The sequence below is a fragment of the Brevundimonas sp. genome (assembly GCF_965227765.1).
Lineage (GTDB): Bacteria > Pseudomonadota > Alphaproteobacteria > Caulobacterales > Caulobacteraceae > Brevundimonas.
The window spans coordinates 2780865-2793547 of record NZ_OZ245778.1 but is presented as its reverse complement, the minus strand read 5'-3'; the positions used below and the strand labels follow the sequence as shown (position 1 = coordinate 2793547).

At 67.2% G+C, this 12683-nt stretch carries 15 protein-coding genes and 1 pseudogene; 9 read left to right on the top strand and 7 right to left on the bottom strand.

Translation table 11 applies throughout. The features are described 5' to 3' along the window. The 8 genes from ACO05L_RS13335 to ACO05L_RS13300 are packed head-to-tail and all read left to right on the top strand — an operon-like array spanning position 1 to position 4718. Positions 1-468, top strand: a complete 468-nt coding sequence (locus ACO05L_RS13335) for a chemotaxis protein CheW (protein ID WP_421729651.1) — start codon at positions 1-3, stop codon at positions 466-468. Continuing rightward, positions 465-1331 carry a CheR family methyltransferase gene (locus tag ACO05L_RS13330; RefSeq protein WP_421729650.1) on the top strand — a complete coding sequence of 289 codons (867 nt, stop codon included), beginning with the start codon at positions 465-467 and terminating at the stop codon, positions 1329-1331. The genes ACO05L_RS13335 and ACO05L_RS13330 overlap by 4 nt, the downstream gene beginning before the upstream one ends. After that, positions 1328-2383, top strand: coding sequence for a protein-glutamate methylesterase/protein-glutamine glutaminase (locus ACO05L_RS13325; RefSeq protein ID WP_421729649.1), 1056 nt, complete (start codon positions 1328-1330; stop codon positions 2381-2383). Before ACO05L_RS13330 ends, ACO05L_RS13325 begins: the two co-directional genes overlap by 4 nt. Before the next feature lie 9 nt (positions 2384-2392). Then, complete coding sequence (locus ACO05L_RS13320) at positions 2393-2782, top strand: response regulator (protein ID WP_421729648.1); 390 nt, start codon at positions 2393-2395, stop codon at positions 2780-2782. After that, positions 2782-3321: a chemotaxis protein CheD gene (locus ACO05L_RS13315; RefSeq protein WP_421731694.1), complete on the top strand. Its 540-nt coding sequence runs from the start codon at positions 2782-2784 to the stop codon at positions 3319-3321. The genes ACO05L_RS13320 and ACO05L_RS13315 overlap by 1 nt, the downstream gene beginning before the upstream one ends. Then, the gene (locus ACO05L_RS13310; protein ID WP_421729647.1) at positions 3321-3662 is read left to right on the top strand and encodes a hypothetical protein; all 342 of its coding nucleotides are present in this window, start codon (positions 3321-3323) and stop codon (positions 3660-3662) included. The genes ACO05L_RS13315 and ACO05L_RS13310 overlap by 1 nt, the downstream gene beginning before the upstream one ends. 4 nt (positions 3663-3666) lie before the next feature. Further along, complete coding sequence (locus ACO05L_RS13305) at positions 3667-4266, top strand: response regulator (RefSeq protein WP_421729646.1); 600 nt, start codon at positions 3667-3669, stop codon at positions 4264-4266. Continuing rightward, the gene (locus ACO05L_RS13300; RefSeq protein WP_421729645.1) at positions 4263-4718 is read left to right on the top strand and encodes a chemotaxis protein CheE; all 456 of its coding nucleotides are present in this window, start codon (positions 4263-4265) and stop codon (positions 4716-4718) included. Before ACO05L_RS13305 ends, ACO05L_RS13300 begins: the two co-directional genes overlap by 4 nt. A gap of 14 nt (positions 4719-4732) precedes the next feature. Here the strand turns inward: ACO05L_RS13300 and ACO05L_RS13295 are convergent, their stop codons facing one another. The 5 genes from ACO05L_RS13295 to ACO05L_RS13275 all read right to left on the bottom strand — a co-directional run bounded on the left by ACO05L_RS13295 (position 4733) and on the right by ACO05L_RS13275 (position 10427). After that, positions 4733-6100 (bottom strand): DUF6880 family protein, encoded by a 1368-nt coding sequence (locus ACO05L_RS13295; RefSeq protein WP_421729644.1) that lies wholly within the window; start codon positions 6098-6100, stop codon positions 4733-4735. Between the two features lie 94 nt (positions 6101-6194). Beyond that, positions 6195-6488: a hypothetical protein gene (locus ACO05L_RS13290; protein ID WP_421729643.1), complete on the bottom strand. Its 294-nt coding sequence runs from the start codon at positions 6486-6488 to the stop codon at positions 6195-6197. Then, positions 6488-9070 (bottom strand): cbb3-type cytochrome c oxidase subunit I, encoded by a 2583-nt coding sequence (locus ACO05L_RS13285; RefSeq protein WP_421729642.1) that lies wholly within the window; start codon positions 9068-9070, stop codon positions 6488-6490. The genes ACO05L_RS13290 and ACO05L_RS13285 overlap by 1 nt, the downstream gene beginning before the upstream one ends. Continuing rightward, complete coding sequence (coxB, locus tag ACO05L_RS13280; protein ID WP_421729641.1) at positions 9067-10071, bottom strand: cytochrome c oxidase subunit II; 1005 nt, start codon at positions 10069-10071, stop codon at positions 9067-9069. The genes ACO05L_RS13285 and coxB overlap by 4 nt, the downstream gene beginning before the upstream one ends. Beyond that, positions 10068-10427, bottom strand: a complete 360-nt coding sequence (locus ACO05L_RS13275; protein ID WP_421729640.1) for a c-type cytochrome — start codon at positions 10425-10427, stop codon at positions 10068-10070. Before ACO05L_RS13275 ends, coxB begins: the two co-directional genes overlap by 4 nt. Before the next feature lie 235 nt (positions 10428-10662). Between ACO05L_RS13275 and ACO05L_RS13270 the strand changes: the two are divergent. Then, positions 10663-11118, top strand: a pseudogene (locus ACO05L_RS13270) (c-type cytochrome); the annotation flags it as partial. Between the two features lie 16 nt (positions 11119-11134). Here ACO05L_RS13270 and ACO05L_RS13265 read toward each other — a convergent pair. Then, positions 11135-11845, bottom strand: coding sequence for a cytochrome b (locus ACO05L_RS13265; protein WP_421729639.1), 711 nt, complete (start codon positions 11843-11845; stop codon positions 11135-11137). Next, positions 11842-12594 (bottom strand): cytochrome c oxidase assembly protein, encoded by a 753-nt coding sequence (locus ACO05L_RS13260; protein ID WP_421729638.1) that lies wholly within the window; start codon positions 12592-12594, stop codon positions 11842-11844. Before ACO05L_RS13260 ends, ACO05L_RS13265 begins: the two co-directional genes overlap by 4 nt. Between the last annotated feature and the right edge of the window lie 89 nt (positions 12595-12683).

Here is a 12683-nt window from a genome sequence, read left to right as displayed (position 1 = left end):
ATGAACGACGTGTCCCACATCACCGCCGCTGCGGTCCGCGAACTGATCGCCTTCCGTATCGGCGAGCAGGAATTCTGCGTCGACATCATGGCTGTGCGCGAGATCCGCGGCTGGACCCCCGCAACGCCCCTGCCGCGTGCGCCCGGCTATATGAAGGGCGTCATCAACCTGCGCGGCGCCGTGCTGCCGATCATCGACCTGGGCGCGCGGTTCGGTCTGAACACGTCCGAGCCGTCCGAACGCCATGTCATCATGGTGGCCCATGTCGGCGGCCGGATGGTCGGCCTGCTGGTCGACGCCGTGTCCGACATCATCCAGCTGACAGACGAGGCCGTGCAGCCGACGCCCGACGTGGCCAGCGAACAGGTGAAGGCCTTCGTCAAGGGCATCTTCGCCATCGACGGCCGCATGATCAGCCTGATCGAACTGGACCGGATCATCCCCGAGCCCGAGGCCGAAGCGGCATGACCAACCCCGCCGGGCGCGCTTCCCTGGTCGAAGGCGAGTTCGTCTTCACGGCCGATGACTTTCGCCACATCGCCCAGATCCTGCACAGCCACGCCGGCATCGCTCTGAACGAGGGCAAGGCCGTCCTGGTCTATTCGCGGCTGGCCAAGCGGCTGCGCAGCCTGGGTCTGCGCAGTTTCCGCGACTATTGCGCCCTGATCGAGGGCGTGGACGGCGTGGACGAGCGTCAGGCGATGACGGCGGCCCTGACCACCAACGTCACCCGCTTCTTCCGTGAGCCGCATCATTTCGAGCATCTGCGCGATCAGGTGATGCCGGTGCTGGCCGAGCGAGCCCGTCGCGGTGAGCGGGTCCGCCTGTGGTCGGCCGCCTGTTCGAACGGGCAGGAGCCCTATTCGATGGCCATGACTGTGCTGGCCGTCCTGCCCGAAGCCAATGATCTGGACGTGCGCATCCTTGCCACCGACATCGACCCCAACATGGTCGCCGAGGGCATCGCCGGGGTCTATTCGGCCGAGGCGCTGGAGAATGCGCCGCCGGTGCTGCGCAATCGCTTCTTCGAAAAGGCCCCGTCGCAAGGGCGCGATATGCTGTCGGCCAACGCCGAGCTGCGCGACCTGGTGTCGTTCCGCGAGCTGAACCTGATCGGCGACTGGCCGATGCGGGGCAAGTTCGACGTCATCTTCTGCCGCAACGTCGTGATCTATTTCGACGAGGCGACCCAGGAGCGGGTTTGGAAGCGGTTCACCCCGCTGATGACCCCTGGGGCCACCCTCTATATCGGCCATTCCGAACGGGTCAGCGGCCCGGCGTCGAAGCAGCTGCAGACCAGCGGCCTGACCACCTACAGGCTGAGCGCATGAGCGTCGCCCCCGGTCCGGTGAGGGTTCTGGTCGTCGACGACTCGCCGACCATGCGCGGCCTGATCACCGCCGCCCTGCGTCGCGATCCCGAGATCGAGGTGATCGGCACCGCCGCCGACCCCCTGGAAGCGCGCGCCCTGATCAAGGAACTGAACCCCGACGTCATCACCCTGGACGTCGAGATGCCCAACATGAACGGGCTGGAGTTTCTGGAAAAGATCATGCGGTTGCGGCCCATGCCCGTGGTCATGGTCTCGACCCTGACCCAGGCTGGCGCCGAGATCACTCTGGAGGCCCTGGAGATGGGCGCGGTCGATGCGGTGGGCAAACCCGGCGCGGGCGTCACGGCCGTCGAGGCCTTCGCCGAACTGACCCTGAAGGTGAAGACCGCCGCCCGTTCGCGCGTCCGCGCTCGCGGACCGGCCGAGGCCGTTCGTCCTCGCGCAGACTATCGCGCGGCCCACGATCACATCCTGGCCATCGGCGCTTCGACGGGCGGCGTGGAAGCTCTGCTGACCATCCTGTCCGCCTTTCCCGCCGACTGTCCGGCGACGGTGGTGACCCAGCATATGCCGGCGACCTTCACCGCCAGCTTCGCCGCTCGCCTGAACAAGATGTCCGCTGCCCAGGTCAGCGAGGCCGTGGACGGCGCGCCCTTGGTCCCGGGCCAGATCTATATCGCGCCGGGCGGCCTGACCCATCTGGAGGTCTCGGGAACCACGCCGCGCTGCCGCCTCAGCCAGGGTGACACGGTCAGCGGCCACCGTCCGTCCGTCGATGTCCTGTTCCGGTCGGTGGCGCGCCTGCGCCGTCCCATGACCGGGGTGATCCTGACCGGCATGGGCCGCGACGGCGCTCAGGGCCTGCTGGAGATGCGCAACGCCGGCGCCCACACCCTGGGCCAGGATGAGGCGTCGTCCGTCGTCTATGGCATGCCGCGCGTCGCTCACGAGGTCGGCGCCGTCGAGCGCCAACTGCCGCTCACCCGCCTTTCGTCCGCCATTCTCGATCTGTGCGCCGCGCCTCCCCGCGCCGCCCAAACTGTCGCCTGAGGTTCGTCTATGCCTGCCGCTTCCGCTATCCATACCCTGATCGTCGACGACCAGATGTCGATGCGTGGCCTGATCCGCACAAGCCTGCAGCAGATCGGGTTCCGTGAGTTCCGCGAAGCCTCTGACGGCGAGGCCGGCCTGCGCGAGATGATCGCCCGGCCTGCGCATCTGGTGATCTCGGACTTCAATATGCCCAAGCTGGACGGCCTGGGTCTTCTGCGCGCCGTCCGCGCCCATCCGCCGACCCAGGGCGCCGCCTTCATCATGCTGACCGGTCGGGCGGATCGCGAACTGGTGGCGCGCGCGGTCCAGTTCGGGGTCAACAACTACCTGGTCAAACCCTTCACCGTCGCTCAGCTGAAAGAGAAGCTGGAAGGCGTATTTGGACCCCTGACATGATGTCGGCGGCGGCGCTTCAGACCGAGCAAAGGATCCATGTCGGCCAGGGGGACCACCATGTGACCGCCGACCCGAACGTGATGCTGACCACCATCCTGGGCAGTTGCGTCGCCATGTGTCTGCGTGATCCTCAGAGCGGCGTCGGCGGCATGAACCATTTCCTGCTGCCCGAAGGCGCAGGCGCAGGCACCGACGCGGGCCGCCGCTACGGCGCCTATGCGATGGAGCTTCTGATCAACGACGTGATGAAGGCCGGCGCCCGACGCGATCGCCTGGAAGCCAAGCTGTTCGGCGGCGGGCGGATGTTCGATTCCCTGAAGGATGTCGGCATGGCCAATGCCGATTTCGCCGAACGCTTCCTGCGCGACGAAGGCATTCCCCTGGTCGGCGGCAGCCTGCGCGGCGCGGGCGGTCGAAGACTGCATTACTGGCCCGTCTCCGGACGGGCGCTGCAACGGGCGGTGCAGGACAGCCATGTTCCCGCACAGGCGCCGCCCCGCCTGCCGACGGCGCCCATGGGCGCCGTGGAGTTGTTCTGATGCCCGCCAAACGTACTCAAGCTCTGCTGACCGCCGTGTCCGACGAACTGGTCGAGATGCGAGTCCAGATGGACGATCTGGCCGATCTGACTTCCGAGCTGATGGCGCATTGCCCCGCGGCCATGCGCGCGGACGCCCTGTCGCGCAGCCAGGCGTTCGACCTGCTGATCCAGCGGCTCGAAGGTCTGAGCGGCCTGTCGGCGGCGCTCGGCGTCGGTGTTCCCTTCGCCACGGCCCTGCATACCCTGACCCTGTCTGACCTGGCCGATCGGCTGGGCGACCGCATCCCGACGCCCTCGGCCCGCCCCACCGCTTCGGGCGATGTGATGCTGTTCGACTGATCCCATGGCCCGTCCCGATGCCCCCGACAGAGTCAATCTGGCGCGTTCGACCGTGCTGCTGGTGGATCACAATCAGAAGTCGCTCGATATGCTGAGCTCGATTTTCCACGGCTTCGGCGTGAAACAGCAGATCAAGCGCGGTTCGACCGCCGAAGCCGTCGAGGTGGTCGAAACCCGCGATGTCGACCTGATCCTGATCGACTGTTCCATGCCCGGCATGGACGGCTATGACTTCACCAGGTGGTTGAGGCGCGAGACGCCTGCGCCGGTGCGCTACACGCCTGTCATCATGCTGACCGGGCACGCCGCCCAGTCGAAGGTGCACAAGGGACGGGATTGCGGCGCCAGTTTCGTGGTCACCAAACCCCTCACGCCCAGCGTGCTGTTGCAGCGCATCCTGTGGCTGGCCGGCGACGAACGCGAGTTCGTCGAGTGCGACACCTATATCGGCCCCGACCGTCGCGTGCGTAACTTCGGCCCTCCCATGGGCCTGACCGGGCGTCGCCAGGGCGACCTTTCGGCTCACGTCGGCGAGGCCAGCGAAGCCAATATGGACCAGTCCGATATCGACATGATGATGAAGCCGATGAGGGTTTCCCTGTGACCGAAGCCCGAACCTTCAAGGTGGTCAGCCCTCTGGCACGTCAGGTCATGGAGCCCGGCGGGCGCCATGTCCGTGACGCCGAACGTCTGGCGGGGGAGGCGCTGAACACCCATCGCGACGATGTCATGGCGACCATCGCCACGACGCTGGACACGCTTCAGGCCCTCTGCGTCGAGGCGCCCGATGGCGCCGGCCCCCGGGTCTATGAGCTGGCGTCTTCGATCATCGACATGGCGGGCTTCTTCGACACCGGCCCCCTTTACGAAGCGGCCTATAGTCTGTGCGACGTGTCGGATCGGATGATCGCCGCCGACACCTGGCGATGGCCGCCAGTCCAGGTGCATCTGCAGGCGCTGCGGCTAATCCTGGCCGGCGGCTGCCGCGCCGGGCGCACCAGCGAGACCCTGCTGGAGGGACTGCGGTCCGTGGCCAGGCTGACGCCCGCAGCCTGAGGCTGGGGCGGGCGTCAGCGCCAGCCGCGCCGCGGCGGTTTGATCGCCGCCTGAACCTGCTCGAGGAAAACCTCGTGAGTGGCCAGTTCGGGTTGGGCGTTGACCTCCAGCATCGCCGCAGCCTCGGCGATCAGTTGGGCGACCTCATCCGTCATGGCTCCGGCCAGACGCGCCAGTCCCACCGCACGCAGGCGGACCAGCAGCAGGGCGGCTGCGGGATAGCGGCCTTCCAGACGCGACGCCCACAGAGGCACGTCATCGGTCGATCCACGCAGTTCGGAATGGCGGGCCATGACGAACCCCGCCGCTTCGCGATAGGCCGGCCACAGCATCAGGAAGGCCAGGGCGCGGTTGGCGTCGGGGTATTCAAGGGCGAAGGCCATGGCCCGGTCCAGCGCGACCACGTCCTCGAAGTCGGGCAGGGCCGCCAACAGGGCGCGCAGCACCTCTGCCGACAGTGTCCGCTCGAACATGGCCCATCGGGCCTCGGTGGCGTCTTGCGTGCGGCCCTCGGCGTCGAGCACAGCAATCTCTGCGGTGAACCAGGCCTCGGGCGGGGGCTCAGTGTCGGCTGTGCGCGACCAGCGCGAGGAGGGGGCGGCGACAGCACGCGCGCCGTCGAGGGCGATGCGGGCCTCTGCGGCGCGACCGGCGTTGGCCAGACGCCGCGCGATCTCGGCGCCTACCTCGGGCTTGTGCTGGTCCTCATCGGGGAAGGCGGCGATCCAGGCGTCGACGTCGCCCGATCGGTCGGCCAGCTTTCGCACGACCAGGGCCAGGCGGCCTGTGGGACGTGGGCGCCCCAGGGTCAGAACGGCCAGTAGACGCCCCGCCAGCTCAGGCTCCATATGGGGCGCGCCGCGCCCGACCCAGGCTCCCCATTCGGACAGCCGGGTCATCAGGGCCTCGCCCAACAAGGGGCCTGAGACGGCGGGATCGGCCGCGGATGCCACGGCGGCCAAGTCCTGTGACGCGCCATCGAACAGAAGGGCAAGCTCGCCCTTGGAATCCTTCACGCGCGAAGCCAGACCCGGATAGAGATCGAACCAGCCGACCAGCCGCGTCAGGCCCGAGCCCGCGTCCATCGCCGCCAGCCGATCAACGATCATGCGACGCAGCGTCTGCAGATCGGCGATCAGTTCGGGACGCTTGCGCCATGACACCCGCGCCCGCGAGGTCGCCAGGGTGTTCATCCGCTTGTCGATTTCCAGCGCCAGATCGGGCGCGCCGACCTCGGCCGCCAGCTCCATCCGCAGGCGACGTTTCCAGCCCGCATCCGAACCTGAGACCTCGATCAGCAACTCGCTCAGCCGGTCCGCGCCAAGGGTCGCCAGGTTGGCGGCGGACAGGACCTTGCTGACCTTGGTGACACGTCTTGCCATTCGGCTATCTGGCCAATCAATTACCGGGACGACGGGGCTTCGCCGAACACAGGCAGATAGGCGACCGTCACCCGGATCGCCACCTCTGGTCCGCCTAGACGAAGATCAACAAGGGCAGGGCCTGCCAGACCACGGCGATCAGGCCAAGGCCGCCTCCGAACAGCCCAAGCCGTCGCGCCAAGGCGGAGGCCTGTTGCGCCCGCACCGTCCACCACAGCAAGCCCGCGATGGCCGCGACGCAGATCCCGGTCAGGCCCACGCCCGCCATTCGCCACGCGGCTTCCTGTGACAGTGGCGAAATGTCCGCCATGCTGGCCACGACATAGATCAGCACGAAATGCGCCGCCCAGACCAGGAGGCCGCCCAGCATCATCGCCCACTCGCGCATCAGCCCAGGCCGGGGAAGAGGCGGGTCAGCAAGAGGCCAAACAGGCTCTGGCCCGCCGCATAGGTGAAGAACAGTCCGATGAGTTCCAGCGTCGCGGGGCGGTCCGACGTGACCCTGCCGAACAGCCAGCGCAGCAGGACGAACAGGGCCATGATGGCGACGACGGCGACGAAGAAGCCCTGCCAGGCCAGGAAGTTATAAACCGTGGCGCCTTGCCCGGACGCTTGCGGCGTCAGCCCCGTTGCGAGCCATCCCGAGAGATCCAGACCCCAGGCCGAGGCCAGGGCCGCACCGGCTGCGATCATCAGCAAACTGGCGATCATCGGGCTGCGTGGGCGGTCCAGGGCCAGCGCCCGGCTTGAACTCCAGGCCAGAGCCGCCGCCAGGACATTCAGCAGAACCGGCGCGACCAGGGTCGCCATCTCGGGCGGCGGCGCCCAGGCGGACGGGTTACGGCTCCACAGGAAGACGTAGGAGAAAGCGCTCATGGCCAAGACCATTCCGGCCACGATCAGGGTGATGACCATGGCCCACCAGCCGGTGCTGGACGTCCCGCTTTGATAGGTGGGCACGATGATGCCCGCACCGATGTCGGCGTGGGTCTTGGCCGATTTCGCGCCTGTATCGGGCAGGTCGAGGAACCAGGCCCACTGCATCATGGTCCAGATCATCAGGGCCAGGCTGATGAAGCTGAGCACATAGGCCTGCACGGTCAGCAGCAGGAAGAAGCCCGCCGTGAACACTGCCGCCCAGATGTACCAGCCCGAGGGCACGGGCATCTTCTGCAGCGCCTGGGGCTCGGCGTTCAGGGTCGAGGTGACCAGGGTCTCGCGACCGCCCGTCGCGCTGCCGGGCAGGAAATAGCGACCGGCCGGCACGTCCTTGATCAGGTTGGGCTGGTCCCACAATGGATAGCGGGTGGTGACGACGGGAATGCTGCGGGTCGAATACAGGGCGGTCGGCAGCCACTCCAGACCGCCGCCCTCATAGACATTGCCCGCCTCCCTCGCGCCGAACGGGCGGAAGTTTCTGATCATGTCGATGATCCAGATCAGCACCGCCAGCGCGAACAGGAAGGCCCCGATGGTGGAGATCAGGTTGGTCAGCTCCCACTGGCGGCCCGGCAGATAGGTATAGACCCGCCTCGGCATTCCCATCAGCCCGGTCAGGTGCATGGGCAGGAATGTCACATGCATCCCGATGAACATCAGCCAGAAGGTCCACTTGCCCAGACGCTCGCTGAGCGGGCGGGTGCTGACCATTCCCATCCAGTAGTAGATGGCTGCGAACATCGGAAAGACCATGCCGCCGATCAGGACGTAGTGCAGGTGGGCGACGATGAAATAGGTGTCGTGGGCCTGCCAGTCGAACGGCACCATGGCCACCATGACGCCGGTCAGGCCGCCCATGACGAAGATGATCAGGGAGCCGAGGATGAACAGGCCCGGGGTGTTGAAGCGCATCTTTCCCGAGGCCAGGGTGGCGATCCAGGCGAAGACCTGGATGCCAGCGGGCAGGCTGACGGCCATCGACGCGGACGAGAAGAAGCCGATCGACATATCGGGCATTCCGGTCGTGAACATATGGTGGGCCCATACGCCGAAACTGATGAAGCCGGTCGCCAGCATGGCCAGGACCACTAGCCGGTATCCGACCAGGGGTGTCCTGGCGATGGCCGGGATCATGGTCGACATGGCTCCCGCCGCCGGCAGGAAGATGATGTAGACCTCTGGGTGCCCGAAGAACCAGAACAGGTGCTGCCACAGCATCGGGTCGCCGCCCCTGAGCGGGTCGAAGAAGGGCCAGTTGAACGCCCGCTCCAGCTCCATCAGGGTCGTGGCCAGGATCACCGACGGGAAGGCGATGATGATCATCACCGCAAAGATCAGCATGGCCCATGCGAAGATCGGCAGCTTGTCCAGCGTCATGCCGGGCGCGCGGGTCCGCAGGATGCCGACGATGATCTCGATGGCCCCGGCGATGGCCGAAATCTCGATGAAGCCGATGCCCAGCAGCCAGAAGTCGGCGTTGATGCCGGGCGAATAGGTGGTGTTGGTCAGGGGCGGGTACATGAACCAGCCGCCGTTCGGCGCCAGGCCGAAGAAGATCGAGCAGAAGAAGGCCAGGCCGCCGATCAGATAGGCCCAGAAGGCATAGGCTGAGAGCCTTGGAAACGGCAGGTCGCGCGCCCCGATCATCTGGGGCAGCAGCAGCACGCCCAGGGCCTCCACTGCCGGCACGGCGAACAGGAACATCATGATGGTCCCGTGCATCGTGAACAGCTGGTTGTAGGTCTCCTGCGGCAGGAAGCCGTTCAGCGGCAGGGCCAGTTGGGTTCGCATGATCAGCGACAGGACCCCGGCCAGGACGAAGAACAGCATGGCCGCGCCGACGTAATAGACGCCGACATAATTGTTGTTGATGGCGGTCAGCCACTGCCAGCCCCTGGGTGCGCACCAGATCCGCTCCAGCGCTTCCAGTTCGCCGTCCGGACGCGGGTCTGAGGTGGGGAAGCGGTCGTAGAGCCGCGTGTCGAACCCCGTTTCCGACGGCGCGCCGCCGGGCGTGCGCGGAGCGCTCATTTCAGGCTTTCGAGATAGGCGGACACGTCACGCAGCTCCTGTCCCGTCAGGACCGGATAGGCGGGCATCCGGTTACCCGGCTTGATCGCCTGACTGTCGGAAATCCAGCCCGCCATCGTGCCCTGATTGTTGGGCAGGATGCCGCCGCCCAGGGTGCGCCGCGAACCGACATGGGTCAGGTCGGGCCCGGCCTGACCGTTGAAGGGCGTGCCGCGAACGGTATGGCAGGCGCCGCAGCCGGAACGCTCGAACACCGCGTAACCCGCGGGCAATCCGATCGACGGGACCGGGGCGCCGGGTTCTGATCGAGCGGGTAGGGGCTGTGCGGCTCTGGCGCGCCACGCCTCGAATGCGGCGGGCTCGTGGGCGACGACGACCAGCCCCATCAGGGCGTGCGGCCCACCGCAGTATTCGGCGCATTGGCCGCCGAAGGCTCCGGCCTGATCCGCCTGAAGTCGCAGGATGTTTCGGCGCCCCGGGATCATGTCCATCTTGCCGCCCAGGCGCGGAACCCAGAAACTGTGGATCACGTCTGCGCTGTCCAGTTCGAACACCACGGGGCGCCCGACCGGTATATGGACCTCGTTGGCGTCCTGGATGACCTCTCGACCCTGGGCGTCCAGATAGGCGACCCGCCACCACCACATCTCGCCCGTGACCCGAATGCGCATTTCGCCGGGCCGGGGCGGCTCGCTGATCTGGCGCGTCGTCGTCAGGCCGTAGATCAGGAGGCCGGTCAGGACGACGGCGGGAAAGGCGAAGCCGGCGATCAGGATCAATGTCTCGCCGCCAAGCCTGCGCCGCCAGGCGCGGGGGCCGAACAGGGCCAGCCACAGGGCGACCAACACCACCAGACTGACAACCACGACCATGACCACCAGCACCCAGGTCAGGGTGTTGAGCGGCTGAGACATGGGACCGGCGGGATCCAGCACCGGCGGCGGCCAGCCTTCCAGCCCGCGCGGTGTCGCTCCATCGGGGATGCGGGGATCGGTGCTCATTTCAGGGTGTAGAGATAGGCCGCGACATCGCGGGCTTCGGCTTCGGTGATGGGGATGGGCGGCATTCCAGTTTCGGGCGACAGGGACGGGGCGTCTCGCAGCCAGCGGACAAGGATGTCAGGCTGGTTGGGCAATCGGCCGGCGATCAGCGAACGATCCGCGAACCCGTCCAGCGTTCCGCCGACGGTCCCGCTCGGCCAGGCGACGCCGGGGATGCGGTGACAGGCGGCGCAGCCGACCCGGCCGATGATCTCCAGGCCCCGGCCCGCATCCGCGCCGGCTATGGGGCGAGGCGCGTCGGATTTGTCGGCGCAGGCGCAGAGCGACAGCAGGGCCAGGGCCGCCGCCGCCTTCATGCGGTCCGTCTCACGGTCGTCGCTGGTTCCACGGTCACGCCCCTCTTCCGATCTAGCGAATACGCTGCGGGGTCAGGGGTTCCGGGGAACCTGAGCGATAAGCCTCCGTTGCCTAGGCGTGCGTCTGCTCTCCCCCATCCTTTCCGTGCTCGCGGCCGGCGTCGTACTCGGCAGTTGCGGCCTGCCCGCGAACGAGACCGGCGCGGCTCTGACACGCACCGGCGAAGGGGTGGCGATGAGCGGCGGGGACGGCGGCGCCAGGAACGCCTGTTTCACCTGTCATGGGCTGGACGGAGCCGGCGACGGCGTCTCCGTTCCCCGTCTGGCGGGGCTTGAGGTTGGATACCTGCAAAAGCAGATGGAGGATTATGCCTCCGACCTGCGTCATGACGACGTCATGACGGCCATCGCTCGGAAGCTGGATCAGCGCCAGAGACGAGCGGTCGCCGGCTTCTACGCCGCCATGCCGGCGCCTTCACAGAGCCGTCCTGCATCGCCGCCCCCCGTGATCTGGATGCGCGGCGATGCGTCGCGGGGGGTGGCCGCCTGCGTCGCCTGTCACGGAGGCCAAGGCCTGGGCGTTGGGCCGGGCAATCCGGCGGTCGCCGGTCAGCCCGCCGCCTATGTGATCAACCAGATCGAGCGCTGGCGAGACGGCGAGCGACGCAATGATGCTCGCAGCGTCATGGCCCTGGCCGTCGCCGGTCTCACGGATGCGGAAGCCGCCGCCATAGCCCGGTGGCTAGAGAACCAACCCGCTTCTCCAGCGCCCGATACCGACGCTGCCAGCGTGTCCGCCGCCGCGACGGCAGCGGCACGACCGGCGCCATTGCATGAAGCACGTCGTCGCGATCAATGATCTGGTGCTTCAGCGCCGCACCCGCGTGGATGGGGATCAGCAACAGCAACGACACGATCAGCCCCCAGTGCATCCACTCTGCGGCGGCCTCGATCCACCACAGGACGGGGTTCGACAGGGTCTGCATCGGCATCAGCGGCCAGTCGAACAGGTTCAGGAAGGTCAGCTGCTGATCCCTGGCCGTCGCCGACACCATGGCCCATCCCGTGAGGGGCAGGCCGATCAGACAGGTGTAGAAGACATAGTGGGTCACATGGGCGGCGACGCTCTCCCAGCCCGGCTTGTCGGCGTCGTTGATAAGGTCGGGGGCGAAGGTCCGCCACCCCAGCCGCATCAGGGCCAGGACAAGCATCAGAACCCCGACGAAGAAATGGACTTCATAAGCTCCGACCTTGTCGCCGCCGACCGGTATGCGACCCATCCACCAGCCCCAGCCCAGCTGAAAGATCACCAGCCCGGCCATGCTCCAGTGAAAGGCGATGCCGACCGGGGAATAGCGTCCCTCATCCTGGTGACCCGCCGCCCATTCGAAGACGTTGAGGATCAGCCGGTCGATCACGCGGTCAGCTCGCGCGGCTTGGCGTCCGGGCCCAGCCAGCGGCCGACGATGACCAGGGCGGTCGCCAGATAGACGCCCGCTGTCGGCGCCCACATGATCAGGCCGGCCAGTTGCTGGTCCTCCAGCGGGCTGAGGCCCCAGGTGGCGGTGGTCAGTGCGTGGGGCGGATAGAGGGCCGATCCGGCGAAGACCAGCAGGGCGCCCAACACCCCCATCTGCACCATGGTCAACACCAGGGCGAAGGCCGCGTTCGGTGCAGAGGCCCCACGCACCGCCAGCCAGAACAGGGTCGCACTGGCCAGAAGCGTGACCTCCATCAAGCCATAGACCGCATCACTGGACAGGGCGGCGCCATACAGAGCCGGGGCGTGCCACAGCCACAGGACGACGGCCTGCAGCAGGGTCGCCGACAGCACGGCCATAAGGCCCATGCGAACGGGCCTGCGCAGGACCAGGGCGATCAACGGGGCTGCGACCGAGATCAGCAGCACATGGTGCAGGGTCCGGGCGGCGAATAGGGCGGAGCTGACCGCGCAAAGGGGGCTGACGAACGCCACCGCCAGGGCCAGCAGAGCCAGGGTGCCCAGCCCTCGTTGGCGTCGCGACAGCGGCAGGGTCGGGATCACCAGCAGCACGGCGCAGAGGACAAGCGGCCCCACAATCACGGGATCGAAATTCCAGCTGGCCCAGGCCAGGTCCGGCGACGGCGGCGGCCCGCAATAGGGTATCGCTGGCGTCGCTGCAGCCATGGTCACCGTCTCCGTCAAATGCCTGAATGAGGCCAACGGCAGCGCTGGAAGGGAGTTCCGCATTCGCTTCGCCGAGGCAACCTTTACGG